This is a genomic window from Gemelliphila sp. 1F1, assembly GCF_056897515.1.
In genome coordinates this window covers 38,422-63,606 of record NZ_JBXHBE010000003.1, presented here as the reverse complement: position 1 = coordinate 63,606, position 25,185 = coordinate 38,422, and the positions used below count along the sequence as shown (strand labels likewise).

The following is a 25,185-nucleotide window of genomic DNA, read 5'->3' as shown; positions in this document are numbered from 1 at the left end:
AAGGTAATGCAAGAAATACCTATATAAATTCTTGCAGACGTGATATAACGCTGGCTCTATTTTTGCTGTTTAGTGGGTTGAAAAGTCTTAAAATGCTTATATTTTGTCGAGTTAATATTTTTTAAAATCTGAAAAAATTATATTTTATAAACTAAAGGGATAATAATTTATCTCTTTTTTTATTTTCAAAAAAATGGAGGTATCATAAATATGAGTAATATTGAAGAATTTAAAGGAAAAAATTTACAAGATTTAGATGATAAACAAATAGAAAAACTTGTAAGTGCATATATTTTAGACGCTGTACAAATTTATACAGAATATATGGATGAGGATGAGGAATAAAAGCGGAGATTATAAAAATGAAAAATTACGACAAAATACTTAAGATTTTAGATGAAATTAAACTTATAGAAGGGGATTGGATTAGTTATTGGACAGAAGAAAAGCCAAATGATATTAGAGATTGTTATTCAATAGAAGAATTAAAAATAGAGTTACAACATTTTAACGATGAAGAATTAGAAAATATTGTATTTCAAGTTAACTTAAAAGATGATGATTATAATAGTTATCAATTCTTTTTATCAGAGTATGAAAGATTAAATGATAATGATTTATTAAAATATTATCATAGAGAACATATAGTTGAAAAATAAAACGGAAAAAAATAAAATATATAATTAATATTAAAAAATAATTTAAGAATTGAAAGGAAATATAAAAAATGAAATTAAAAAATATAAAATTAGATGTAAAAAAAACGTTAGGAACACTAAAATTTTTAAGATGTGAAGCAAAACCAGTTTTTCAAAAACCAAATGAGTTTACATATAATATCGCGTTATTATCAACAGGACAAGAAGGAGAAATACTACTTACAAAATTCCCTAAAAAAGTAGATTTTCCATTCGACTCTCAAGTTGAATTAGTAGGGGAAGTAACATTAACAGCTTCAGTAGTTACTGCTAAATATGGTAGTACAGAAATAAATTCAGTTGATTTTAAATTAGAAGTAGAAGATATAAAATTAGTAGGAAATAATAATCAAGGAACAAAAGAAGATAAAAAATAAAACTTGATAAATTTTAATTATTTTTGATAAAAAATAATAAAATTTTGAAAAGTCAACTAACTGCGAATTTATTTAAAGTAGAAAAAAGTATAAAACACAGTTAGTAGTGTCTATTTTGATTATAAAAATTTAAAAATTATACATAATTTTACAAGATTATTTATTTGAAATTTATTGAAGACCATTATAATAGTGGTCTTTTTGTGTTTCAAGCCTAAAATTGCGACAAGGGGACGTTGCTAGCGTGCCGTAAAGGCAAAGCGTGGCAAAAGTTCCCTTGTAAGCAAGGGCAGGGGCTTGCCCCTGCATAAAAACCCCCAACTAACTAATAAGGGGGGTTAAAATTAAAAATGACAAAGTAAAGAAGTTTAGGAAAGTCTTGTTGTAGATGGCTTTATAAAGGTTTTTAAAAATGTCAAAACTAACAACTATAAAAGAATGTTTAATATATGCTGATTTTATAGATAAGCCTATTTCAGAAAGCACTATAAGAAGATTAATTAGTAATAATGAAATAGTTTCTATCAAAGAAAATAAAAAAGTATATATTGATAAATATTCATTTATTGAATATTTAGAAAACAAAAAAACAAAGAAAGGTAAAAAATCATATAAGACAAAAGAAAGCAAAGAAGAACAAAATATAAACGAAGAATTATATATATCACTAGACTGGTTTCAATGCACATTTTACGCAAAGAAAAAAAATTACTTTAATGTAGATGAATTAAAAAATATATTAATTGATTTACTTTACATAAAAGAAACAGATATTGAAATACTTAATAAAAGATATAATAACTATCAAAAAGCATTAGAATATAGCGGTATATTACTTATGTACGGAGATGATACATACAATCATTGCAACTTACAGATTAAAGGAGAGGGTTGTAGTATTTTATATAAAAGATTAATAGAGAATGGCGAAAATTGGTATAGCTTTTTAGAAAAGATATACCAAAGAAAAGGCAAAATAACAAGAATGGATATTGCCATTGATGATTATAAACCTATTTTTGAATTAGAAGAACTTGAAGAAAAACTTGTTAAAAGAGAATTTACAAGTAAATTCAAAAACTTTAAATATTTAAAAGATGATAAAATGGGCGAAAATATGGGAATGACTATATATTTAGGGTCGAATACATCAAATGTATATTTTCGATTTTATAAAAAAGGTGCTGAAAGGGAAGCTAAGAGTGGAGAGAAGAGCATAGATTATAATAGATATGAAATAGTATTAAAAGATGAGAAAGCTAATTCAGTACTTAAAAAAATACATTTAGGAGAAACTTTAGAAAATATAGGAATATCGCTTATTAATAAATATATAACTGTTTATGAAAATTTAGAGCTTAGCGAATATTGGAGTAAATGGAAAAAATTAATATTAGGCTCAAAAAATTTCAACTTTGATATTCAAAGAAAAGAAAAAAGTATAGAAAGGACAAAAAGCTGGTTAAAATCAAGTGTAGCAACTGCATTAGATAAAGTAATGATTGCCGATTCAAAAGCTATTGAAAACAATCTTTTACCTAAAAATTACAACACCTTAGATGATATACTTTCATATTCTAATTTAAAAAATAATGATAGAGAACAAGAAGAAATAAATAGATATATTTCTTCTAAAGAAAAAATCAAAAATGAAAAAGATCTATTTTAATAGGAGATGATAAAATGAAAAATAACAAGAAAAAATTAATAACATCAGCGTTTTTCGCAACAGTATTAATGGCAAGTGGAAATTCAGCATTTGCGAGTGAAGAAACACCAGCAGAAGAACAGCCACCAATAATTGAAGATAAACCGATAGTTCCTGAAACACCAAAAGAAGATGAAAACCCGAATGTAGAAGTTCCAAAAGAAGAACAACCAAAAGAAGAAGACAAAAAGGAAGAAACACCACCTATAGTTGATGATAATAAAGAATTACCAAAAGAAGATGAAAAAGAAGTACCACCAATAATTGAAGATAACAAAGAAAATCCTAAAGCAGAACAACCAAAAGAAGAAGATAAAAAGGAAGAAAACAAAGAAGAAAACAAAGAAGAAAATAAAGATACAAAAGAAGATAAAGAATTAGAAAATAAAAAAGATGATATTATAAACAATAACACTGATAATACTACAAAAAAAGAATTTGATAAAATAGTAGATAATTCAACAAAAGAAGATTTGAAAAAAATAATAGAAAACACACCAAAAATTGAAGAAAGTAAAAAACAACAATTATATCAAACACTTTCAAATGCAAAAACGGATAAAGAATTAGAAGAAGTAAAAGAACTTACGAAAACAGGAGAATATCCAACAACAAACATATTACTTTCAATCATTACAATTATATCAGCAGGACTATTGAAATTAATTAATGGCAAAAAAATATAAAATATCAACTTTGGTATGTACAGAATGCAAAAGCAAAATGTACATACCAAGAGTTTTAAAAAGAAAAAAAGGTCATATAAAAGAGATATACTGTTATAAATGTAAAGATAAGAAAGAATATAAAGAGTTAGGAGAATATAAGTGAAAGAAAGATTATTAGGACAAACAAAAATAAACCCAAAAGAAATAAATAATCAAAAAATAATATACATAGAAAATCAACTAACAGATATGAAAAAATCAATAGATAAAATTACTTTTAAAAAATATAAAAATAAAAAAGAAGTATTGTATTTTCTAAGAAAAATACAAACACAACTTAAAGAAGAAAGAATAGTATAAGGGGATGATATAAAATGGAAGAAAGTTGAATAAAAATTATTAATAAAAATATACAAAAATTTGAAAAATAAAGAATAATATAATATGATATTTATAGATAAGATAAAAGGAGAAATTAATATGCAGAAAAATTATAAGTTAAGAAAATTAGGTAAAAAATTAACACCTGTAATGTTTGGAGTAAGTATTGCTTTATTAGGTAATGCAGTAGAACAAGAAGCACACGCAAGTGATAAAGAAGTATCAGTTGTAGAAGAAGTAAAAGAAGATACTAGCTTAGTTCAAAAAGTAGAAACTAAAAAGGAAATCACAAAAGAAGAAGTAGATACAGCGAAAAAAGAATTAGATAAAGTAACGTCTGAAATTAAAGAAAAACAAAGCGAAGTAGACAGTACACAAAAAGAAGTAGATAATGCAACTGTAGAAGTAAAAGAAGCTGAAAAAATAAAATCAGAAGCAACAGAAGAAAACAAACAAAAAACACAAACGGAAATAGATAACAAAAATAACAGTATTTCTGACAAAGAAAAAGAAAAAAATACAATAACGGAAGAAAAAACAAAAAAAGAAAGTGAAGTAGCTACACAACAAAATGAAGTAGACAAAGCACAAGCACAAGTTGATATTGCCCAAAAAGAAGTAGAACAAGCTAAAAAAGATGTCGCAGACAAACAAGCACTACTTGACGGAACTAATCAAGCAGAAATAGTGAAAGAATTAGAAAATGCAAAAGAACAAGAAAAACAAGCAAGGCAAAAATTAGAAGAAGCAAAAGCAGAGTTAGAAAAAGCTAAAATAAGTGATGAAGTTAGAAAACAAGAAATAGATAGACTGACTAAAGAACTTACAAAAGCGAGAGAAAATGAAACACAAGCAGAAACTGACTTTTTACAAAAACAAAGAAAAGCAGAAGAAACAAAAACAGAATTAGAGAATGCTACAAAAGAATTTAAAAAAGCAGAAACTGACTACAATTCAATTAATACAATAATTTTAACTCCTGAATATGTGGAAAATTTAAGAAAAGCGTTTAATTATGACTTATCTGATGAAGAAAGAGCGAATGCCAAAGAATTATTAAAAAGAATAAACAAAGAAGTAAGAGAATCTAATGTATATAAAGTTAATATTAATGATGATAATAAGACACTATTAAATACTAATGAATTAGATTTAGAAACTAGAACAAGATTATCTCATTTTGCGAGTGATTTGATTAATCAAATAAGGGAACAAATGGGGACTAAAAAAACTACAGTTACAAGTAGTTCACTTGATTTTGCGAAAAAAGTAACAGATAAATACGAACAAGCGAATTTTAGTGCTTGGACATCTAGGGGACACTATGAACAAGGAATAAAAGAAGTCGCAAAAGAATATGGTTTGCCAGAGGGACAATATTATGAAAATTGGGCTGGTACTGGATATATTAAAGATAAAATGACATATTCAGCATTAAAGCAACAAGTTTATGAAGCAATGTTAGATTTTCTATTTAATGGTTATGAATGGAGACACGCTCAAAGTGTGGCAGGTCTTAATTGGGGAAGTCCTGATGAAGAATATCTAGGTATTGATTTTTATGAAAATGGAGTACATTTACTTACTATTGATAAAAAGTATGTTGAAGAAGCTACAAAAAATAATTTTGATAACACAGAAATACCTAATGAAAATAGTAAAGAAAAAATAACTAAAAAATATAATGATACAAAAGCTAAACTAGATAATGCAACAACAAAAAATAATACTGCACAAAGTGAAAAAGAAGTAGCACAGACAACATATAGATTAGCTAAAAATAAAGTAGAAACAACAATAACAGAATTAAATAATGCACAAGCAGTAGAAGAAAAAACACCAAAAGCAACAGAAAAATTAAATAATGCACAAAACAATTCTGATATGGCTAATAAAAAACTACAAATAGCACAAGAAAATTATAATAATTTAAGTGCTGATGTAAAAACAAAAGAACAAAATTTAGCAAAAGCAAAAGAAGAATTAGAAAATAAAGAAAAAGTACTTGTAGGGAAACAAGAATTACTAAGTACAGAACAACAAAAATTAGCTAATTTACAAAAAGAATTAGTAGAAATAAATAATAGATTAGATAGTAAAAATAAAGAAATAGAAATTTTAAAACAAGAAATTCAAGAACTTGAAATTTACTTATCTAAACTTAATAATGCAGATACTAATTTAGTACAAGCACAAAATAAATTAAAAGAAGCAATTACTAGATTAGAGAAAGCACAAAGCGAATTAGAGAAGTTACAAAAACAAGAAAGAGAACTAACAGAAAAATATAATAATTTACAAGCTAAGTACACAACTCAAGAAAAAATAAAAGCAGAAAAATTGGCAAAAATACAACAAGAACAATCACAAAAAAATGTTAAACAACAGAAAGATGATAAAACATTATCTAATACTGGAGAAACAACACAAAATAGTGTGTTAGGAATAATTTTAGCAATATTGACGCTAGGGTTATACAGAAGAAAACAAGGATAATATGTAAATGGGATATAGAAGAAAGAACTAGAAATAAAAATCTAGTTCTTTTTTTATATCAAAAAGGAGAATTAAAATGAACAAAAGAATAAAGAGTATAAGAGCACCAGTATAAATTAGGTGCTTTTTATATTTCAAGATAAAACATAATAAAAGAAAAGGAGCATAAAAAATGCAATATACAAAAATAGAAAAATTTAAACTTAGAAAATCAAAAAAATATAAAAATTTAGTGTCATTAGGGTTAGGAGTATTATTTGCGACGATAGTGGGTGTTGCGTTAGATAATAATTCAGCACACGCAAACGAATTAACAGAAAATCCTGCGACAAATCTTGAATATGCACAAGAAAGTCAAACGGAACAATCAACAAATTCTCAAGCAAAAGAAAATACTAAAACTGGGAATATAGATGTAGAAGTTGATAACACTTTAATAGATAATGCAGTAGAACAAGCTAAAAAAGATGGTTTATTAATAGAAAAAGAAGATGATAAAATTATAGGAACAGCAACAAATGAAGAAGAAAAGGAAAAACTAACAGAAGAAATCATAAACGATTATAAAAAACAAATAGAAACTATAAACAATGCAACAGAAAAATACAAACAAGAACAGGAAAATTACAAAAATGAAGTAGATAGAATAACAAAATTAAATGATGAAACTAAAGAACAGTATAATAAAGAATTAGAAGAATATAAAATTAAAAAAGCTGAATATGATAAAAAAGTAAAAGAAGCAGAAGAAAAAGCAAAAGAAGAAGGATATTTAAAAAAGCCGATAGTACAAAATTTAATATATAAAGATGAGCCTAATGCAAGTGCAAGAATAATATCAGGAGGTTTGCCTGTTTCACTTGATACCTTAAATAGAGTAATGTATAAAGGTCGTAATCAAGAAGAAATTGATATAGTAAATAAAATGCTTAATGATGAAAATAAAAAATATTGGGTAGGTAATATTCCTTCGGATGCAATTACTGAAAATGATAGAGCAACTACACCTCAATTAATAAGTCATATAACAGACCCTGTTGCTGACTATATTAAAGGTTCAAAAAATTATTATGTTGCAAAATTTAAAGAAGGAGAAACTATATCCGTTGAATATACAGGACTTGAAAATTCTAGTTATGCAGGTAAAAAAATAACCAAAACAATTCACGAATATACATTTTCAGGAACAAATAATAGAGATAAATCAGGAATGGCTTATTTCTTTAATAATCCGAATGGCACTATATTTGCAACATCTTATTTAGATTATACAAATAGAGCAAGTGATAATAAATGGTTGCAAACTAATAATGTAGATGAAGAAGAAACCTTTGCAGATGGAAGTAGTTATACTTTTGATAAAATAAAAGGTAATCCGCACTTACAAGTTAAAATTAAAATTAGATATTTTGATGAAAATGGTCAAGAAATTCAATTTACAGAATACAATCAAGCTGCACTATCTATAAGTAGTATATCATCAAGAAGATATTATGAATCAACAGGAGTATCTGCGGAAAAGGTTAAAATGAATGGTGAATTGGTTGAAATTAATGGTTCTATTATTAAAAAACAAGGTGAATGGTTACAAGGAACGCATTCTGATTATAGAGAAATAGCTGCTATTCCTTATGAATCAAAAGGAATAGCTTTAGATACAAACCCTGACGGAGCTATTTATAAAATTTCAGGTGCTGGTATTATTACACCGGGAACAAATCCAGAAGTAACAATAGATACTGATTATAGTATCTGGTTTTATATTAATAGTGAAATAAATGCAAAAGGTGTATTAGACGAGAAAGTTACTCCTCCTAAGGAGCCTGAATATAAAGAAATACCTATTAATAATATAGCAATACCAAAGGTTAAATATAATTACAATAAGCTAAATTATGAATTAAATATTGAAAAACAAGCAAAAAATACAGAGAATGTAAATATTAATAATAGTTTAGTAAACAAAGGGTCAGAAGTTGTATGGGAACTTAAAACAGAAAGATTGCCAAAAGGTAGAGAAGAAACAAAAGAAATTAAATTTATAGATAGTTTACCTAGTGGATATGATTTAGATATTGAAAAAACAACAACAGAAAATAAAAATTATAATGTAGAGTACAATAAAGATACACATACAATAGTATTTAAAGCTAGCCAAACTATGTTAGATGATATTAATAAAGATTTAACAAGTACATATCTACCAAAAGCACCAGTAGTTGTAGGAACAGTATTAAATGACGGAGCAGTATATAAAAATAACTATAAACTAATAATAAACGATTATGAAGTGTATAGTAATACTGTAAAAGTAATAACGCCGGGAGATAATCCAACACCTGAAACACCTGATAATAGTTTCATTAAACCAACAAAAGAAAACACAAATAAAGACGGAGTAAATATTGACGGAAAAACAGTATTTCCTAACTCAATAAACTACTATAAATTAAAATGGGACTTAGACCAATACAAAGGAATAAAAGCTACAAAAGAAGATATAGCTAAAGGTTTCTACTTTGTAGATGACTACCCTGAAGAAGCACTAAACATACTACAAGATACGATAAAATTAGTAGATAAAGACGGAAAAGAAGTAACTGGAGTAGACATCAAACATATTAAAGATATAAATTCAGTTGATGAAAAAGTAAAAGAAGTAATAGAAAAATCTAAAATAAAAATCAATGGAGAATTCTTATTATTTAGTGCTAAAAACCCACAAGAATTTTTTGAAAAATATGTAAAAACTGGTACAAATATCTACATCACAGCACCAATGGAAGTAAAAAAATCATTTAACGGAGAATATGAAAATAAAGCATATCAAATAGATTTTGGTAACGGATATTATACGGAAGTTGTAGTAAATAACGTTCCTAAATTAGAAGTATCAAAACAAGTAATTGATGTAAACGGAAAAGATATTAATAATGGCACAGTATCATTAAATGAAGAATTTGAATATAAATTAGACGGTGCATATTTACCAAGTAACAGAAGTGAAAAAATAACACAATATGACCTAATTGATGATTATGATGAAAAAGGGGACGAATACAAGTCTTACAAAGCGTTTGCCGATGTAGATATAAAACTAAAAGACGGTACAACAATTAAAAAAGGAACAGATATTACAGAATATACAGAAGAAATAAAAGAAGCTGGTAAAGTAACAATCAAATTAAAATCAAACTTTTTAGAAAAAGTATCTCTTGAAAGTGAATTTGATGTATACGCATTGTTAAAAGTAAAAAGAATAGCGGTAGGAACATTTGAAAACACATATACAAATGTAGTAAACGGAAATGAAATTATATCTAACACAGTAAAAACAACTACACCAGAGCCACAAACACCACCTACTAAAAAATTACCTAAAACAACTGCCGTAAAAGATACAACTGCACAAGAAAATAATATCTTAGGCTATTTAGGTGCATTAATGTTAAGTGTATTTGTAGGAGTTATAGGTTACTTTAGAAGAAAAAGAGATTAAAATAAATAAAACACATAAAGGGGGCATAAAGCCTCCTTTTATTTTATAAGAGGGAAAAAATGAATAAAAGGCAAAAAGAACAATTTTTGTCAGATTTTAAAAAATATAAAGATGAATGTAATGAAAAGGCAATAGAAAAAGGTTTAAAAAAGCCTAACGGAAATAAATACTACATATCAATTACAATAATAGATTTAAAGCCACAAATAACAATATCAGGCACAAATGAACAAGTCAATGAATTTGTATTATTAGGTTATTTTTACGATATAAGAGATGTACACAATGCGATAAAAAAATATGAAAAATCAATAATAAAATTATACAAACAAGAATTATAAAAAAAGGTAGTGATAAAAATGTATGAAATAGAATACAAAAAATTACAAAACGAAAAAGAAAATTTAATACTAAAAATAAAAAAATTTATAAAAAATAACAACAAAACAGATAATAAAAAAGATGACAAATACTACTTATACATAGATGATGATAGCTTAAAAGTGGCAAGAATAAAAAAAGATACATATATATTAAATAGATTTGGGTACTTCAACAATTTAGAAACAGCCCAAAAAGCAGTAACAAAATTTGAAAAAGAAATTTTAAAAATAAATAACTATAATCTATGGGCATAACATAATTAAAATAAATTATAAAAAAGGAGATGATATTATGGAACAATTAAAAAAGGATATAGATAAATATATAGGTATTTTAACAGAAATAAACGAAGAAATACAAATTGAAAATAATACATTAGAAATAAAAGCATTAGTAGAGGAAATAAAATTTTGTGTAAAAAAGGTATATTCAGAAATAGATAAATATTCTAAAAAAATTTAATAAAAAGGAGTAAATAAAATGAATACAATAATCATATTAGGTAGACTAACTAAACCAGTTGAATTAAAGCAACAATCAAACGGAGCTTACTACACTAAGGTAACAGTCGCAAGTAATTACTATCAAGGAAAAGAAACAAAAACATCATTTATTAACGTAGTAGTATTTGGACAAAAAGCAAGTTATTTGCACGAAAAATTAAAAGATAAAGGCAGAGTATATATTAAAGGAATATTACAAACGAGTAATTACATAGATGAAAAAGGCAATAAAAAATATTCATTTGATGTACTAGCTAATGAAATACAGGTAATAGATTATAAAGATAAAAAAGAAAACAATATAGAACAAGATTTAGATTTGCCACAAGACTTTGTATATCCTGAAGAATATTAAAGGTAAAACAAAATGAAAAAATTAATAAATAAAATAAAACTATTTTTCGTTGGAGAAAATAAAGAATATAAAAAAGAAAGAAAATTATTTCAAAAAGAAAACTTTAGAACAATAGACAAAGCCAAAAGAAGAAACAAATTAATAATAACAATGGTATGGACTATTATTACCTTAATACTAATATCAAGTATATTTCTTATAGTAAAAAAAGGGGCAGACAGAATCAAATTAAATAATACAGCAGATGAAGTAATACAAATAAAACAAGAATTAGATGCAAGCAATATATACAATTCAAAAATGGATAACTTCGCAAAAAATTTCACAACAATTTACATAAACTATAATAGTGATAAAGAAAAAGAAAGAAAAGAACAACTAGAAAATTATTACTTAAAAAACTTAAAAGATAATGTAGAAATAAGAAACAATAAAATAAAAAGAGAACTAACATCAATAAGATTATATTCAACAGAAAAAATAGACAATGAAAATTACTTATATAAATACCTTATAAGCTATAGTTTAACAGAAGAAGACACAAAAAAATCAAAACAAGAACTAATAAATATACCTATAAAAGTAATAGATAATAACTATTCGGTAAGCAATTATCCTTACTTTTCAAATATACCAAAAGACAAATCAACTGGAATATATCAAGAAAAAGAAATAAAACTTGATAAAGAGAGGGATAAAAGAGAAGAACTAGAAAACTTTACAAAAGATTTTCTAAAAAAATATGTAAGTTATACAGAAGATGAAATCAAATACTTAATGAAAACCCCTGAAGTAATTACAGGTAAAGAAGTAGGAGAACTTACAAAAATAGATATTTATAACGATAATAACAGTTATGTAATATACACAGAAGTTAGTTTAATTGATAAAGATGTAAAAGTATCAACATTAGAAAAATTTACATTAACAGTAACAAAAAAAGACGGAAAATATTTCGTTGAAAAATTAGAACACAAATAAGAAAGGAAATAAAAAATGGAAAAATTATTTTTATTAAATATGATAAGTTTTAAACCACTTGTAGATAAAGTTTCGATAGAAGCAACATATATAGTAATAGTATTTGTTGTAATAGGTTTAGTATTTGGTTTAGTAAAAAGTTCTGTTAAAATTATTATTGGGACAATATTAGTAGGGTCATTATTAATTTATCTTTTTGGAGACCTACAAGGTGCATTAACAAATGTTTCAGAGATTTTTAGGTTGATATTTACATAATGAGAGATTTATATAATTATACAAAAGTTTGGAGAAGTCCCCACAAACTTTATAACTTAAAAAACTGGATAAAATTTAGAAATGGTATAAAATTTCTGACAATAGCAATATTTATACTATTATGTATTATATTTTATTTTATTAATAATAATATAATACATTTTACAAAATATATAGGATTAATTTATTGGTTATTCCCCCCTATACTTACTTATTATCTAGCAACAAGAAATGTTGACGGTAAAAATTCGATAGTATTCTTATATGATTATATAGTATGGAAGTATAGTGTAGTTTATAAAAATAGAGTTTATAGTTATGACAAAGAAGTTTTATATATTAAGAAAAATAATAGATTTATATAAAAACAAAAGAAAGGAGAATAGATGTTAAAATTTCCATTAAAAAGAACATATAAAAATATACTTCTAACAAAAAATGGTACAATTTACGCTTACTACAAAATAACTCCTGAAATAATATCACGCGCTAATTTGCTTGAACAAGAAAAGTATAAAAAGAAATTCTACAACGTGCTTGACAATTTAGTTAAATACAAAGATGTACACTTACAAATGTTACCTAAAAATATGGACTTAGAAGAACGATTTGAAAACTTATCTAGTGATTTTGATAAAAAATTTTATAATTGTGCAAAATATTATAGCACGGAAACAATAAATATATTAAAATCGGATTTAGGGACAATTGCAAGATATGAATTTTATATAGGTATAAGACTTGACGGAATTTCTATAAATTCAGAAAATATGAAAGATACTGTAAAAAATACAGTAGGCAAGACTACAGATATACTCGCTAACTTTTTAGGATATGAAATAGAAGTAACGGACGAGTATTTTTATAGATTTATGCAGACAGAAAAATATTTATATAACGATTTAGAAATATTAAATGTAGAGAGATGTACAGAAGATGAACTCAATTATTTAATAAGATATAACTTTTTAGGTAATGCGGTACATAACATAGAAGAAGAAAGTACAAAAAGAGGTAGTTTTGAAATAGCAAATGCCATTTTAGATAGTAGAGAAAAAGGTATATTAAAAATAGATACAGAAAATAAGACAATATACAAAAGTTATCTAGTGCTAGAAAGTACAAATATACTTATGAATAACTTACATATCTTTGAAAGATTACAAAGTTTTCCACTACCTATTGAAATAAACTTAAAATTAAAAGCAGTTGATAAAACAATGTTTAATTTAAAACTATCAAATAAAAATAAAAAACAAGAGAATGAAATTCAAGATGAATTTCAGGGCAAAGGAAAATTAAATGATGAAAGTCTTAGAAATAAGTATTTAATTGATAGATTAGATAGTGAAGACCAAGCAGGGAAAAATTTTATCGAATGGCTTTTAGTAATAAGTTTAAGTTCTACTGATAAGGAAGATTTAAAAAAACAGATTTCAATGTTAAAACAAGAAATAAAAATGACCAATAGTGGTAGAGAAAAAGGGAATAATTTAGTTTGTCCGATTGCCGACCAACTACAATTATTCTATTTATTTTTACAAGGTCAGGAACTAGGGTTATATAAAAACTGGCTACAACTAAGCACAACAGAAGCAATGGCAGAATTACTTTTTGGAGTAACACAAAGATTAGGTACTAATGTCGGGTTTTATATAGGGAGAATAGACAAGTTTTTAAAATCAAACACATTACAGAGTGCTATATACAATTCAAGAGATATAGTATTATTTCACCCTATGCTTGCCAATCAGGGAATAAAAACAGCTAATACAGACAGTCCACATATAGCGATAACAGGAAAGACTGGTAATGGTAAAAGTTTTTTGGCAAAACTATTATACATCTATTCTTTAATGCTTGATATAAAATCATTATATTTTGACCCAAAAAGTGAAATGAAAAGTTGGTTTAGTAAAGTTGCAGAAGATGAATATAATAAAAAGAATTATCCATTATTTGTAGACTTATTAAACAGTATAAGCTATTTAACTATAGACTATACAAAAGAAGAAAACTACGGAATACTAGACCCTATTACATTTTTAAATGGGGATGAGGCAAAAGAACTCACAAAAGAAATGTTTTTTGAAATTATTGATGTAAGAAATAAACTGGAGATAGAAACTGCCATATTAGAAGCTGTGAGAAATGTAGTAGATAGAAAAGAAGCAGGAGAGATAGTAGGAAGTTTGCACGTTATAGAAGAACTACAAAATCACGAAAAAGAAGAAGTTAAAAATGCAGGAAACAATCTTTATGAAAAAACACAAAATGGAATGCTTAAACTACTAGTATATGACGGAAGTAATACGACACTATCACTTAACAATAAAAGTACAGTTCTGCAAGTATATGGTTTAGATTTACCAGAAGCAACAGATAGTGTAGATACATACACAGATACACAGAAAAAATCATTACTTGTTATGCAGATAATTGGTAAATTTATGGGAGTATTTGGAAGTAATAAAGATGAAAAGACAATTATATTTACTGATGAGGCTTGGAGTATGTGCGTAACAAAAATCGGTAGAGCAATAAAAAAACAACTAGAGCGTGTAGGTAGAAGTATGAACAATGCCTTAGTATTTATAACACAACTAGTAGGAGATATAAAAGACGAACAAGGTATCGCAGGAAACTACGGTTGTATATTTGCCTTTGATGAAGACCAAGACAGAGATAATATCTTGCAACTTTTAGGACTAGAGCCGAACGATATAAACTATAAAATATTATCAAATACAGTAAAAGGACAATGTTTATTTAAAGATTTTTATGGTAGAGTTTCAAAACTATCAGTACATTGTCTATTTGATGAATGGACACAAAGTTTCAAGACAGTAGAAAAAACAGAAGTGGCAAAAGCAGAAGAAAGGTTTAATTAATATGAACAAAATACTTAAAATTTTATATTTTATAAATGAAATATTGTATTAAATAGCTTTAAGTGGTTTAGTTATGTTTCAAATAACTTTATTTATAAGTTCTGTTTTATTATTTATAAAAAAAGATTTTTTTAATATGTTTTTTCATATAGGAAGTATCGCATTATTATTTTTTATAATTAATACTATTAGAATGACGAGAAAAGAGAATTAATATAAAAAATCAAGGAGTTACTTAAATGAACAAACTAGAAAGATTAATAAAAAGACCTTTAGCATATAAAATAGATAAAAATGACGAAAAAATATTTACTAATTCTTTAATATTTGGCACATTAGGGATAATAACTGTAATATTTATAATAAGATTATTATTAGAATATGATAAAAGTATAGAACTAAAAGAACAATTATTAAATAACTTAATAACATCACTTATAATATCATTACCATTAATTGTAATATTAGGAATAGTCTTATATAAGCAACTAATGAAAATAAGAAATATACAAAAACTAGCAGAATTAATATTTAGTTCGAGATATTATATTAATCCACAAATAACACAAGGTGCAACTAAAAGAAGTGGTAACTTTTGGCTTAATTTATTTTCTAGTCAAGGATTAATAGGAAGTAGAGAAAAATTTAAAACATTATATTTTCCAAAATTTTATATAAACCAAAAAAACGGAAGAATAAAAATATATATTTACTTAGACGGCTCAAACTTTCAAGAACAATTTATAAATTTAGATAAAAAGCTAGAATTAGTTTACGGTTTAACACTTGTAGATAAATATATAGATAATGAACATCAAGTATATGTATTAAAACTATTTGATGAAAAACAAAGGATAAAATTTATAGATATAGACAACGAAAAAAATAAAATAAAATTAATGAATAATGTGTATTGGAATTTTAGAAAAGAGCCACACGCAATAATTACAGGTGGAACAGGTAGTGGAAAAACATACTTATTATTTTACTTAATAAAAGAAATGCTTAGAAAAGATTACAAAATAAAAATAATAGACCCTAAAAAAAGCGACCTTTCACAATTTGAAAAAATTTCAAAAAACATAGTAGCGTATAATAAAGAAACTATAATACAAGTGATAAAAGATACAGTAATAGAAATGGAACAAAGATATTTAACTATGTTAAATTCAAGTGAAAACTTTGGAGAAGACTTTTCAAGTTATGGAATGAAGCCATACTTTTTAATATTTGATGAACAATCAGCATTTATGTCTACATTAGATGCAAAAGAAAAAAAAGAAGTAGATAACTTAATAAAAAATATAATATTAAAAGGAAGACAAGCAGGGGTAAATATCATATTTACACTACAAAGAGCAGATACACAATTTATAGACGGAGCAGTAAGAGATCAACTACATTTAAGAATAGGATTAGGTAATCTTTCAAAAGAGGGATATAGAATGATATTTGAAAATGTAGATAGTTCATTTAAAGAACTAGATACAGTAGGATACGGATATTATACAATACTAGGGAAAGGTAAATTTCCTAAAGTATTCTTATCGCCCTATGTAGATAATAAACAAAAAGTATATACAGAAATAGTAGAATTAATAAAAGAAAGGAATTAGTAAAATGGATAAAATTAAATACTGGGAAAAAGACTGCTTAGAGTTAGATGGAATACTAACATTTGATAGTAATAATTTTATGTGTATTGTGAAAAAACATATATTTTATGATTGCCTTTTAGTAATAGAAGAATATAACAGTGATTTACAAATGCGATTTATGTTGCGTAAAGATTTAAAGCTACCTGTCATAAGAAAAGTTGCGGAAAGAATAACTTTTTTGGATAGAAAAATTTTTGAAGATACACATTTTTTTATAAAAAAACTTGAGAAAATAATAGACGAATGTCAAAGGGAGATATAAAGATGATAATAGTTATATCGTTATTAGTGTCACTATTAATAACTTATAAAATATTAAAAAGTAATAATTTAATAAAAAAAGAGAAAATGCCTAAAATAAATTTTTATAATATAGATTTTTTAAAATATATAACTGATAACGTTGTAACTCCAGTAATTCTATTAGGTATTATATCTATTGTAGTTCAAAAATATTTAAGTTCTTTAATTAATTCTATAAATGAAACAAATAAAACATTTTTTTTCTTTTTATTATTGTTTCCATTATTTTTATTACATATAATTAAAGCTAATAAAGAATATAAAAAGATATTTTTTAAGGTAGAAGATAAAAATGATGAAGAAAATAAAAAGAAAAATAAAGAAGAAGAAAGAATATTTATAACTTATAATTTCCTTTTAGCAATTTTTGTATACTCATCTATAGTATTGTTATTAGAATTTATTTATGAAAAAATAATGATACTTTGGGGGATATAAAATAATGAAAAAATATAGTTTAGAAACATATTTAATAAAAAAATATCCCAATAACGCTAATTTAATATCAGATACTATATTAAAAATTATAGGGAAAATCGGATTGATAGGTTATCTTTATTTATTTTTATTCATAGTATCATTTTTATTTCTAACTATTTTGTATTTAGGTTTAGTATATTTAGTTATTTTTATTTTATTTAAATAAAGAATAGTAAAATTATTGATGTAAAAATAATTATTGATAAAATAAGGGTAGGTGATGAAATGAAAATTAAAAAAGAAATAGACGTATGTATCAAGAACTTTAACAACTCAAAATATGTAAAAATAATAAAGAATAACATAAGTAAAATTTTATTTTCATTAGGATTAAGTGGAGTATTAGTATTCTATATTTCACAAAAAATAAAAAATGAGTTTGTACCATATTTAGAAAAAATAAACTTTAAAGAACAATTTGAAAACATTGAACATATTAAAATTGATTTTTTAGAAATAAATATTTTGATTATAGGTTTATTAATGTTGATTTTATCGCCATTATTTATTAAAAGGAAAAACAATAAAGAAGATAGACTTTTAAAAATAAGTATAATTGTAAGTTTAATAGTATCAATAATATTTTTATTTATAATATATTTATCGGTACTTGTAACATATAAATTAAGTACAATAACTACATTAACGTTATATCTATTTTTATCAATACTAATATGGTGTTTTATAGAGATAATAAGATATATTATAATATAAACTATTGAGAAAAAGGATTATTATTGGTATAATTAGAATGAAAAATAAGATATAAGGAGTTATATTATGAAAAAGATTATATCAATGATAACAGCCTTTTTGTTGGTGGTAACGATAGTAGGGTGTTCTAGTAAAAGTAAAAAATATGATGATGAAATAAATAAGGTCTTACAAAAAGCAGAATTAAAAAGAGAAGATATTAATATTAAGGTTTATGAAAATGTTAATATAGATACATTAAAGGTAAAAGGCAATTTTAACGTTTATTCTTTTGAGTATTGGTATATTTCTTATGCATTTAAGCCTAGTAATGGAACAGAAGTAAAAAGAACATTGGAAGAATATACTAATTCTAAAATAATAAAAACTACTGATTTTTATATTATTACTAAAGAAAATGAAATATTGAAGTTGCCTTATGATTTAGAAAAACAAGTTAAAAATTCTAATAAGTCTGTTTACGATGAAAATAATATTACAGATGATGAAAAAAATAAAAAGGTTTTAGAAGATAAATTAAAGGCAGAAATGGAAAATTTTAAGAAAAATCAATAGTATATTTTTAAAGATAACAATTAAATTTGTTGTCTTTTTTTATTTTGAGTAGAAAGGGGGATAGCTCTTGAAAAAATTTAGCAGAATAAGTTATATATTTTTATCAACTATAATTTTACTTTTTAGTACAATATTAATTGCTTATGCGACGAGTAGTGTTGATAATAAATATAGTAATATTGAACAATATCAAAGTTATGTTTATGATAGTAATTGGTCTGTAAATTTTGCCGTGTACGCTAATCATATAACAAATTGGTTTTTTGGAATAGCTAAATGGTTTGCGAGTATTACAGACTTCTTTTTAAAATATTTGTATGATAATAAAGCATTGGATAGTATAGTAGATGTATTAAGTGATATGTCTAGTAGAATATATGAAAATGTATTCGGTCAAGTAGGAGCGTTATTATTTGGGATAGCTATTTTATTTATAGGAATAAGATATTTAACTAAAAATGGTAGGGGAATACGTGAAGCAATTAATCTCTTTATAGTAATTGGAATAGGTGTATTATGGGTTACAAATTCAGGTACAATAATAAGAACGGCTAACGATTTATCAAGCGAACTACAAGGGATAATCGCAAGTAGTGGTAGTAAAATAACAGAAACAACAGGTATTAGTGATAGTAGTTCTGGTGTGGATTTAATGCGAGAAAAAGCATTTGAAAAAATGGTAGAACAACCTTTTTTGATATTAAATTTTAATACAATAGACAAAAATAGTATTTCTGATGAAAGAATTAATAATTTAGTGAGATTTGAAAAATATAAGGATAAGCAAACATATTTAAAAGATTATGAGCTTAAAGGAGAAGATTATGACGGTAAGGTAGAAGGTCAAAATTATTATATAACTGATTACGTAACAGGTCACAAGTTAACTACAGCAGTTGTTTCTATTGGGATGAATATATTATATATGATACCATTTTCTATAATCGCATTTTTTAGCTTTATAATACAAGTACAAATACTATTTTATATATTAATAATACCATTTGCGATAATGTTGTCAATGATACCAGGAATGAGTAGTAACTATGTAATAATGTTTAAAAAACTACTAGGAATGTATCTCTTAAAAGCAATGTTAGGGTTATTAGTATTATTTATAGATGTATTAATGGTTTTAGTTTCAAAAATAATGGAAAGCACAACATCATCGGCATTAACAACATATTCAGTATCAACAATAATGTTTTTAGTTGCGATAATGTCGCTATATAAGAAAAGAACTGAAATAGTCAGTACATTTGCGAACAATCAATATACAAAAGATTTATCATCAGGGTTTAAAGGTTTAGATAAATTTAGAAATGGTTTATCAAATACAAAACAAGGAGTAAATGATTATCTACAAGACAGAAAAGATAGAAAAGATAAAGAACAACAATTAATAAATAGTGCTAATAACGGAACATACGAAGAACAAGAAATAACACAAAGAATAAATGATAAAGGTAAAATTGTAGAGCGTACATCACAAATAGAAGAAACACAAGATTATCAAGATATTAATTTAGAAAATAATGACAATATAAATGATTATGTAAGACAAAATCAAAGTGATTATATAGAAAATGCAGATACGAATTTAGAAAGTAGAAATAATAATTATAAAGCTAATGACAATAATTATGTACGTACAAATCAAAAAACAAGCTATGATGATTATTTAGAAGAAAGTAAAGCAAATTATAACGAGTACAAAAATGATTTATCATATAAAAACAATACAGATTATAATTCAAGAACACCACAAAATAATTTTAATAATGAAATACAAGGTAATACAAATCCTTATAAAACAAGGAATACTCAATATAGAAATACTGGCCATAGTGGTAGAGTAGAATATAATACACCAGACTATATTAAAAAACAAATGGACGAAATATCTTCAGGACAAATTAATGAACAAAATATTACTGAAGAAAGCATTCAGACAAAACAAGAATATGAAGAACTACTAAAAGAAAAAGGTTTATTGTAGGAGTGATGAAAATGAATAAAACAAACAAAGTATTAAATATAATATCTATTGTGCTTTCTTTATGTGCGATAATAATTTCAATATTATCAATCTATTTTAAACAATATTATTTAAAAAATGAATATAATCAAATGAAAAATAGAAACATACAAATTCATCATATTTATGAAAGACTAAACGAATAATTAATACATAAGATAACAATTAATTTTGTTATCTTTTTTATTTTATATAAAAGGACGAAATAAAATGAATAAAATATTAAAAAGAAGTATAGCCATAGGGTGCTTACCTACAATATTATTATTCTTATTTATGCCCATAATATTAATACTTTCTCTTAGTTCGAGTAGTAATGATAATGGTTGAGGTAGTGAAATAATCAATGCCGGTGGGCATATATTCGCAGAGGATTATGTAGTATTACAAGAATTTGGGTTTACTGCTTGGGCAACAGGGGCAGGTGCAGGTCTATATGTAGGTACAGGAGTAGGACATACTGGAATAGATGTACAACCCGTTAATTTTAGAGATTTTAACGCTGAAGATGTAGGGGTATACTCTGTATCGGACGGAATAGTTGAAAATGTAGGATATACAGATATCGGGGGTAACTATGTACACGTAAGAATGAGTATAGACAAAGTAGCCTATTATGGACACTTAAAAAATGCAACTGTTTCAAAAGGTCAAGAAATAAAAAAAGGCGAAAAATTAGGTAACTTGGGTAATAGTGGTGCAACAAATGTATATCACGTCCATTTTGAAGTACAAACAAATTACCCTAACTTAGCGACAGAAGATAGTTCAATATACTTAGGCTCTCCAAAATTAAGGAGTGGCGATGTAATACGTATTAGTGATAAAACACAAAGTAACGTTGATATAAAAAGTGGTAAAGGTTGAGTTGCTAATGCTATTGATAGCGAATTATCAGGGAATGACAATATAGAAAAAGCGTGGAATTTCTACAAAAAACAAGGATTTTCAGACGAAGCAATTGCAGGAATATTAGGTAATTTTATGCACGAAAGTGGAATGAATCCAGATATACAAGAAATAGGTAATAATATAGGATATGGACTAGCACAATGGAGTTTCGAAAGACGTACAAATTTAGAAAATTGGGCAAAAGAAAATAACCTTGATGTAAGTACACTAACTGCACAACTAAACTTTTCAATGCACGAAATGAATAGTATGAGTTGGGTTGAAAGTTACAAAAAAATAAAAGATATATACCAAGCAACAGACACATTCCATAACGAGTATGAAAAAGCAGGTATAGTCAATATGGCAAGTAGATACCAAAAAGCAGAAGCAATCTATAAAAAGTATAAGGGGTAGAAATGTTAAAAAAGCAAAAGAAAAAATTAACACATAAAGAATATGAAAATTATATGGAAGAATTAGAGAATTTATATGATTTTATAGTAAATAGATTATTTAAATTATCACTATCTTTAATTGTTGTATTTTTTATATGTAAAGCATATGATGTATTTAAAATTAAAGAAAGCATTATTTTTGAAACTATAGCTAGTATAATTTTAGCAATTTTATTTATATTAATATTTTATACTATATTTTTGCTTATTAAAAATGATATAATGATAGATAGAAAATATTACAAAAGGAAATAATCGCATTGCTATACTATAAAATTTTTATAGAAATAACACCTATTTTATTATCTTTATCTACATTTGTTTTATCATTTGTGGTTTACAGGCTACAAAAAAGATTTAATAACTTTCAAAAAGAATATATAAAAAAAGAACATGATTATAAAATAGAACCTACATTAGAACTAGAGTTATATAAAAGAACTAAATTTGATTTTGATGAAAAATTTTACTTGAAATTAAATATTATCAAAAGAAATAATTTGAAGTCTATATATCAGATTGATAAATATTATAATGTAACAAAGCTGGATATTTTAGATAAAGATAGTATATATTTAGAAAAAGATACATATTTATGGTTAAGTAACCGTAAATATGTAAAATACACTTTTTTATTGTTAGAAAACTATAATAATACATATAAATTGTATCTTTTGTATAATAGGGAAGATTATCAATTTAATAATAAAAAAGTTTTAGAAATATCAAGTAAAGATTATAGATTAGTAACTGGTATAGAGATGTTAGAATTTGAATTTTCAAAAAAATGGGAAGATGAAAATTTAAAAAGAGTATTAATAGATCAGTATAAACATATAATGAAGAACTATAAGGAGTATATATAAAGCAAGATAGAAATATCTTGTTTTATTTTTTTATAACTATTATGAAAGCATTTATAAAAAAGAACAAAACTACAATAATATTATTAATATTTTTTATCTTGTTAATTATATTTACAATATTTAACTATTCACAGAAAAAAGAAGCACCAAAAGAAGAACAACAAACAGAAATAGTAAATGTAGAAACTACTAAACAACAAACAGATGATGATAAATTTAGATTAGAATTTTTACACTACAAAACAATAAATGATAGAGAACATAAAAAAATAATGTTAATATTTGCGAAAAGTGTCAATGATTACTTTTCAAACTATGATTTTTATATTATCTTAAACAACAAAAAAGAAAAATTAGATGTATTTCAAAATAACGAACATATGGCAGTACTCACAGCTAATTTATATGTAGATGATAACTTCAAAGTTTATCTCCAAAGTAAAGATAATAAAGATGATACAAGAGAATACAACATAGACATACACAACGCTAAAAAATATGACCTAACAAACATTACAAAAGAAAAATATCAGGAACACGAAAAGTTAGAACATAATATAGTAAGTGTAAAAGGTGCTATTAAAATACTAGAGAAAAATATTGAAGAAACAGAAAAAACATTAAAATATACAGATGATAAAATAAAGCAATTTACTAATGAAAATGAAAAATCTAATATAGAAAGATTTACAAAAGCAAAAGAAGAAGCAGAAAAAGAGCTTAATAAATATAAAGAAGAAAAACAAGCAAAAGAACAAGAGATACAAAAATTATTTATAGACAATTATGAACTAGAAAAAATATTTACCGATATTTTCGGAGAATTACATAAACATTAATAATTTAAGAGGAAAATATTTAAAATAAAATAAAAGAATGATATAATTAAATAAAGTAATTGATTATATTTTGTTGTATAAACATTTAGTAATGTTACAAAATAGTATTATTATTTTATAAAGGAGGAATCTATATGCCTATTGATTACGAAAAATTTGTAAATTTATTAAGACAAATTGTACCAGAACTTAGTTTAGACAATGTTATGAAAGATATAGAGCATTCTATTGAGAAAATTGGAATAAAAATAAAATATGCAGATATGAAAGAAATAGACGCTAATAGTGATATTTCTGGATATGTTCACATAGTTAATGGTTTACCGGAAATAGTAGTTAATGGAAATGATTGTGAATATAGAATAAGATTTACTATAGCACATGAATTAGGACATATATTTTTACATTGGGGTTGGCTTCCTGATAAAAAATTGAATGATGATTTAGTTGAAGTATCATATAGAAATTATAAATATGATTTAGAAGAACAAAAAAAAGAAGCAGAAGCAGATAAATTTGCTATTGAATTTTTAGCACCACAAAGGATAGTAAAGGAATTTTTAAGGGTAATAGAAGAAGATTTAAATGTAACAGATAGAGAGACACAAGTAATTTTTATAAGTAATAATTTTAAAATTTCCAAACCTGCCGCTTATATATTGTGGAACGATATAAAGAGGTAATTTATGAGTGAAACTACTTTTCAATTTGAAGAATTGCAGAATAAAACAAAAAATACTAATAATACAGTTGATAAAAATATAAAAGAACTTGTAAAAAAGCATAATAGATTTGATACCAAAGAGGAGTATGATTATCATATTAGGTATATAGAAAATATTTTAGAAAGAGAACTTTTAGAGAAAATTAAATTTAGAAAACTTGCATTAAAATTTTCTATTGGGTTAATATCTATTTTCTTTATACTTATGATAGCTATGTATGCTTATCTACTTGTGTCTAGAAATTTTGTACCCGGAGAAAAATTATTGCTAGGTTTATCAGTAACAGTGTTTGTAAGTATAATTAGTTTAATTTCTATAATGTTTAAATATTTATTTAGTAATACTAAAGATACTACGGACTATATTCAAAATATCAGAATAAAAAAAGATAAATTTAAGGAGTAGAGTGTAAAAACTCTACTTTTTTATTTTAATAGTAATTAGAAATTTAAAAAGATT

Annotated in this window: 31 protein-coding genes; all 31 read left to right on the top strand. The window is 24.8% G+C overall.

Annotation, left to right across the window (positions count from 1 at the left end; translation table 11 throughout):
- Positions 1 to 210 precede the first annotated feature (210 nt).
- The 31 genes from AC1XWJ_RS04190 (at position 211) to AC1XWJ_RS04040 (ending at position 25,131) form a co-directional block, all read left to right on the top strand.
- On the top strand, positions 211 to 345 hold the full coding sequence (locus AC1XWJ_RS04190) for a hypothetical protein (protein WP_483334648.1): 135 nt from the start codon (positions 211 to 213) through the stop codon (positions 343 to 345).
- Positions 346 to 362: 17 nt separating this feature from the next.
- Positions 363 to 659, top strand: coding sequence for a hypothetical protein (locus AC1XWJ_RS04185; protein ID WP_483334647.1), 297 nt, complete (start codon positions 363 to 365; stop codon positions 657 to 659).
- 68 nt (positions 660 to 727) lie between these two features.
- Entirely contained in the window at positions 728 to 1,075 is a 348-nt protein-coding gene (locus AC1XWJ_RS04180) for a hypothetical protein (RefSeq protein WP_483334646.1), read from the top strand.
- Positions 1,076 to 1,487: 412 nt separating this feature from the next.
- Positions 1,488 to 2,744: a replication initiation factor domain-containing protein gene (locus AC1XWJ_RS04175; RefSeq protein WP_483334645.1), complete on the top strand. Its 1,257-nt coding sequence runs from the start codon at positions 1,488 to 1,490 to the stop codon at positions 2,742 to 2,744.
- Between the two features lie 14 nt (positions 2,745 to 2,758).
- Positions 2,759 to 3,469 carry a hypothetical protein gene (locus AC1XWJ_RS04170; RefSeq protein WP_483334644.1) on the top strand — a complete coding sequence of 237 codons (711 nt, stop codon included), beginning with the start codon at positions 2,759 to 2,761 and terminating at the stop codon, positions 3,467 to 3,469.
- Positions 3,470 to 3,610: 141 nt separating this feature from the next.
- The gene (locus tag AC1XWJ_RS04165; protein WP_483334643.1) at positions 3,611 to 3,811 is read left to right on the top strand and encodes a hypothetical protein; all 201 of its coding nucleotides are present in this window, start codon (positions 3,611 to 3,613) and stop codon (positions 3,809 to 3,811) included.
- A gap of 120 nt (positions 3,812 to 3,931) precedes the next feature.
- Positions 3,932 to 6,328, top strand: a complete 2,397-nt coding sequence (locus AC1XWJ_RS04160; protein WP_483334642.1) for an SEC10/PgrA surface exclusion domain-containing protein — start codon at positions 3,932 to 3,934, stop codon at positions 6,326 to 6,328.
- Positions 6,329 to 6,500: 172 nt separating this feature from the next.
- The gene (locus AC1XWJ_RS04155; protein WP_483334641.1) at positions 6,501 to 9,827 is read left to right on the top strand and encodes an SspB-related isopeptide-forming adhesin; all 3,327 of its coding nucleotides are present in this window, start codon (positions 6,501 to 6,503) and stop codon (positions 9,825 to 9,827) included.
- Between the two features lie 59 nt (positions 9,828 to 9,886).
- Positions 9,887 to 10,168 carry a hypothetical protein gene (locus tag AC1XWJ_RS04150; protein WP_483334640.1) on the top strand — a complete coding sequence of 94 codons (282 nt, stop codon included), beginning with the start codon at positions 9,887 to 9,889 and terminating at the stop codon, positions 10,166 to 10,168.
- An 18-nt stretch (positions 10,169 to 10,186) separates the two neighbouring features.
- Positions 10,187 to 10,465 (top strand): hypothetical protein, encoded by a 279-nt coding sequence (locus AC1XWJ_RS04145; RefSeq protein WP_483334639.1) that lies wholly within the window; start codon positions 10,187 to 10,189, stop codon positions 10,463 to 10,465.
- 37 nt (positions 10,466 to 10,502) lie between these two features.
- The gene (locus tag AC1XWJ_RS04140; protein ID WP_483334638.1) at positions 10,503 to 10,673 is read left to right on the top strand and encodes a hypothetical protein; all 171 of its coding nucleotides are present in this window, start codon (positions 10,503 to 10,505) and stop codon (positions 10,671 to 10,673) included.
- A gap of 18 nt (positions 10,674 to 10,691) precedes the next feature.
- Positions 10,692 to 11,069 (top strand): single-stranded DNA-binding protein, encoded by a 378-nt coding sequence (locus AC1XWJ_RS04135; RefSeq protein ID WP_483334637.1) that lies wholly within the window; start codon positions 10,692 to 10,694, stop codon positions 11,067 to 11,069.
- Positions 11,070 to 11,081: 12 nt separating this feature from the next.
- Complete coding sequence (locus AC1XWJ_RS04130; protein ID WP_483334636.1) at positions 11,082 to 12,050, top strand: conjugal transfer protein; 969 nt, start codon at positions 11,082 to 11,084, stop codon at positions 12,048 to 12,050.
- Positions 12,051 to 12,065: 15 nt separating this feature from the next.
- Entirely contained in the window at positions 12,066 to 12,308 is a 243-nt protein-coding gene (locus AC1XWJ_RS04125) for a TcpD family membrane protein (protein WP_483334635.1), read from the top strand.
- Positions 12,308 to 12,673 carry a TcpE family conjugal transfer membrane protein gene (locus AC1XWJ_RS04120; protein WP_483334634.1) on the top strand — a complete coding sequence of 122 codons (366 nt, stop codon included), beginning with the start codon at positions 12,308 to 12,310 and terminating at the stop codon, positions 12,671 to 12,673. The genes AC1XWJ_RS04125 and AC1XWJ_RS04120 overlap by 1 nt, the downstream gene beginning before the upstream one ends.
- A gap of 21 nt (positions 12,674 to 12,694) precedes the next feature.
- Positions 12,695 to 15,199 carry an ATP-binding protein gene (locus tag AC1XWJ_RS04115; RefSeq protein ID WP_483334633.1) on the top strand — a complete coding sequence of 835 codons (2,505 nt, stop codon included), beginning with the start codon at positions 12,695 to 12,697 and terminating at the stop codon, positions 15,197 to 15,199.
- Positions 15,200 to 15,438: 239 nt separating this feature from the next.
- Positions 15,439 to 16,815 (top strand): FtsK/SpoIIIE domain-containing protein, encoded by a 1,377-nt coding sequence (locus tag AC1XWJ_RS04110; protein ID WP_483334632.1) that lies wholly within the window; start codon positions 15,439 to 15,441, stop codon positions 16,813 to 16,815.
- Between the two features lie 4 nt (positions 16,816 to 16,819).
- Positions 16,820 to 17,119, top strand: coding sequence for a hypothetical protein (locus tag AC1XWJ_RS04105; protein WP_483334631.1), 300 nt, complete (start codon positions 16,820 to 16,822; stop codon positions 17,117 to 17,119).
- A gap of 2 nt (positions 17,120 to 17,121) precedes the next feature.
- Entirely contained in the window at positions 17,122 to 17,598 is a 477-nt protein-coding gene (locus AC1XWJ_RS04100) for a hypothetical protein (RefSeq protein ID WP_483334630.1), read from the top strand.
- Positions 17,599 to 17,602: 4 nt separating this feature from the next.
- Positions 17,603 to 17,806, top strand: coding sequence for a hypothetical protein (locus AC1XWJ_RS04095; RefSeq protein WP_483334629.1), 204 nt, complete (start codon positions 17,603 to 17,605; stop codon positions 17,804 to 17,806).
- A 59-nt stretch (positions 17,807 to 17,865) separates the two neighbouring features.
- Entirely contained in the window at positions 17,866 to 18,354 is a 489-nt protein-coding gene (locus tag AC1XWJ_RS04090; RefSeq protein ID WP_483334628.1) for a hypothetical protein, read from the top strand.
- 66 nt (positions 18,355 to 18,420) lie between these two features.
- The gene (locus AC1XWJ_RS04085; protein WP_483334627.1) at positions 18,421 to 18,909 is read left to right on the top strand and encodes a hypothetical protein; all 489 of its coding nucleotides are present in this window, start codon (positions 18,421 to 18,423) and stop codon (positions 18,907 to 18,909) included.
- Between the two features lie 67 nt (positions 18,910 to 18,976).
- Positions 18,977 to 20,908 (top strand): CD3337/EF1877 family mobilome membrane protein, encoded by a 1,932-nt coding sequence (locus AC1XWJ_RS04080; RefSeq protein ID WP_483334626.1) that lies wholly within the window; start codon positions 18,977 to 18,979, stop codon positions 20,906 to 20,908.
- An 11-nt stretch (positions 20,909 to 20,919) separates the two neighbouring features.
- Positions 20,920 to 21,093, top strand: a complete 174-nt coding sequence (locus AC1XWJ_RS04075; protein WP_483334625.1) for a hypothetical protein — start codon at positions 20,920 to 20,922, stop codon at positions 21,091 to 21,093.
- A gap of 193 nt (positions 21,094 to 21,286) precedes the next feature.
- Positions 21,287 to 21,814 carry a M23 family metallopeptidase gene (locus AC1XWJ_RS04070; RefSeq protein ID WP_483334736.1) on the top strand — a complete coding sequence of 176 codons (528 nt, stop codon included), beginning with the start codon at positions 21,287 to 21,289 and terminating at the stop codon, positions 21,812 to 21,814.
- A gap of 12 nt (positions 21,815 to 21,826) precedes the next feature.
- Positions 21,827 to 22,255, top strand: coding sequence for a phage tail tip lysozyme (locus tag AC1XWJ_RS04065; RefSeq protein ID WP_483334735.1), 429 nt, complete (start codon positions 21,827 to 21,829; stop codon positions 22,253 to 22,255).
- Between the two features lie 2 nt (positions 22,256 to 22,257).
- Complete coding sequence (locus tag AC1XWJ_RS04060) at positions 22,258 to 22,551, top strand: hypothetical protein (protein ID WP_483334624.1); 294 nt, start codon at positions 22,258 to 22,260, stop codon at positions 22,549 to 22,551.
- A 5-nt stretch (positions 22,552 to 22,556) separates the two neighbouring features.
- Positions 22,557 to 23,162, top strand: coding sequence for a hypothetical protein (locus AC1XWJ_RS04055; RefSeq protein ID WP_483334623.1), 606 nt, complete (start codon positions 22,557 to 22,559; stop codon positions 23,160 to 23,162).
- A gap of 17 nt (positions 23,163 to 23,179) precedes the next feature.
- Positions 23,180 to 24,001 (top strand): hypothetical protein, encoded by an 822-nt coding sequence (locus AC1XWJ_RS04050; protein WP_483334622.1) that lies wholly within the window; start codon positions 23,180 to 23,182, stop codon positions 23,999 to 24,001.
- A 134-nt stretch (positions 24,002 to 24,135) separates the two neighbouring features.
- On the top strand, positions 24,136 to 24,684 hold the full coding sequence (locus tag AC1XWJ_RS04045; protein ID WP_483334621.1) for an ImmA/IrrE family metallo-endopeptidase: 549 nt from the start codon (positions 24,136 to 24,138) through the stop codon (positions 24,682 to 24,684).
- A 3-nt stretch (positions 24,685 to 24,687) separates the two neighbouring features.
- Positions 24,688 to 25,131: a hypothetical protein gene (locus tag AC1XWJ_RS04040; protein WP_483334620.1), complete on the top strand. Its 444-nt coding sequence runs from the start codon at positions 24,688 to 24,690 to the stop codon at positions 25,129 to 25,131.
- Positions 25,132 to 25,185: the final 54 nt, after the last annotated feature.

Bases quoted from the DNA above. Each gene is read 5' to 3' on its own strand.
- AC1XWJ_RS04130 (WP_483334636.1), top strand. From the start codon at position 11,082: ATGAAAAAATTAATAAATAAAATAAAACTATTTTTCGTTGGAGAAAAT.
- AC1XWJ_RS04105 (WP_483334631.1), top strand. From the start codon at position 16,820: ATGGATAAAATTAAATACTGGGAAAAAGACTGCTTAGAGTTAGATGGA.
- AC1XWJ_RS04125 (WP_483334635.1), top strand. From the start codon at position 12,066: ATGGAAAAATTATTTTTATTAAATATGATAAGTTTTAAACCACTTGTA.
- AC1XWJ_RS04145 (WP_483334639.1), top strand. From the start codon at position 10,187: ATGTATGAAATAGAATACAAAAAATTACAAAACGAAAAAGAAAATTTA.
- AC1XWJ_RS04190 (WP_483334648.1), top strand. From the start codon at position 211: ATGAGTAATATTGAAGAATTTAAAGGAAAAAATTTACAAGATTTAGAT.
- AC1XWJ_RS04075 (WP_483334625.1), top strand. From the start codon at position 20,920: ATGAATAAAACAAACAAAGTATTAAATATAATATCTATTGTGCTTTCT.
- AC1XWJ_RS04110 (WP_483334632.1), top strand. From the start codon at position 15,439: ATGAACAAACTAGAAAGATTAATAAAAAGACCTTTAGCATATAAAATA.
- AC1XWJ_RS04140 (WP_483334638.1), top strand. From the start codon at position 10,503: ATGGAACAATTAAAAAAGGATATAGATAAATATATAGGTATTTTAACA.
- AC1XWJ_RS04180 (WP_483334646.1), top strand. From the start codon at position 728: ATGAAATTAAAAAATATAAAATTAGATGTAAAAAAAACGTTAGGAACA.
- AC1XWJ_RS04135 (WP_483334637.1), top strand. From the start codon at position 10,692: ATGAATACAATAATCATATTAGGTAGACTAACTAAACCAGTTGAATTA.
- AC1XWJ_RS04060 (WP_483334624.1), top strand. From the start codon at position 22,258: ATGTTAAAAAAGCAAAAGAAAAAATTAACACATAAAGAATATGAAAAT.
- AC1XWJ_RS04040 (WP_483334620.1), top strand. From the start codon at position 24,688: ATGAGTGAAACTACTTTTCAATTTGAAGAATTGCAGAATAAAACAAAA.
- AC1XWJ_RS04185 (WP_483334647.1), top strand. From the start codon at position 363: ATGAAAAATTACGACAAAATACTTAAGATTTTAGATGAAATTAAACTT.
- AC1XWJ_RS04160 (WP_483334642.1), top strand. From the start codon at position 3,932: ATGCAGAAAAATTATAAGTTAAGAAAATTAGGTAAAAAATTAACACCT.
- AC1XWJ_RS04090 (WP_483334628.1), top strand. From the start codon at position 17,866: ATGAAAATTAAAAAAGAAATAGACGTATGTATCAAGAACTTTAACAAC.
- AC1XWJ_RS04100 (WP_483334630.1), top strand. From the start codon at position 17,122: ATGATAATAGTTATATCGTTATTAGTGTCACTATTAATAACTTATAAA.
- AC1XWJ_RS04150 (WP_483334640.1), top strand. From the start codon at position 9,887: ATGAATAAAAGGCAAAAAGAACAATTTTTGTCAGATTTTAAAAAATAT.
- AC1XWJ_RS04155 (WP_483334641.1), top strand. From the start codon at position 6,501: ATGCAATATACAAAAATAGAAAAATTTAAACTTAGAAAATCAAAAAAA.
- AC1XWJ_RS04175 (WP_483334645.1), top strand. From the start codon at position 1,488: ATGTCAAAACTAACAACTATAAAAGAATGTTTAATATATGCTGATTTT.
- AC1XWJ_RS04045 (WP_483334621.1), top strand. From the start codon at position 24,136: ATGCCTATTGATTACGAAAAATTTGTAAATTTATTAAGACAAATTGTA.
- AC1XWJ_RS04170 (WP_483334644.1), top strand. From the start codon at position 2,759: ATGAAAAATAACAAGAAAAAATTAATAACATCAGCGTTTTTCGCAACA.
- AC1XWJ_RS04115 (WP_483334633.1), top strand. From the start codon at position 12,695: ATGTTAAAATTTCCATTAAAAAGAACATATAAAAATATACTTCTAACA.
- AC1XWJ_RS04095 (WP_483334629.1), top strand. From the start codon at position 17,603: ATGAAAAAATATAGTTTAGAAACATATTTAATAAAAAAATATCCCAAT.
- AC1XWJ_RS04085 (WP_483334627.1), top strand. From the start codon at position 18,421: ATGAAAAAGATTATATCAATGATAACAGCCTTTTTGTTGGTGGTAACG.
- AC1XWJ_RS04120 (WP_483334634.1), top strand. From the start codon at position 12,308: ATGAGAGATTTATATAATTATACAAAAGTTTGGAGAAGTCCCCACAAA.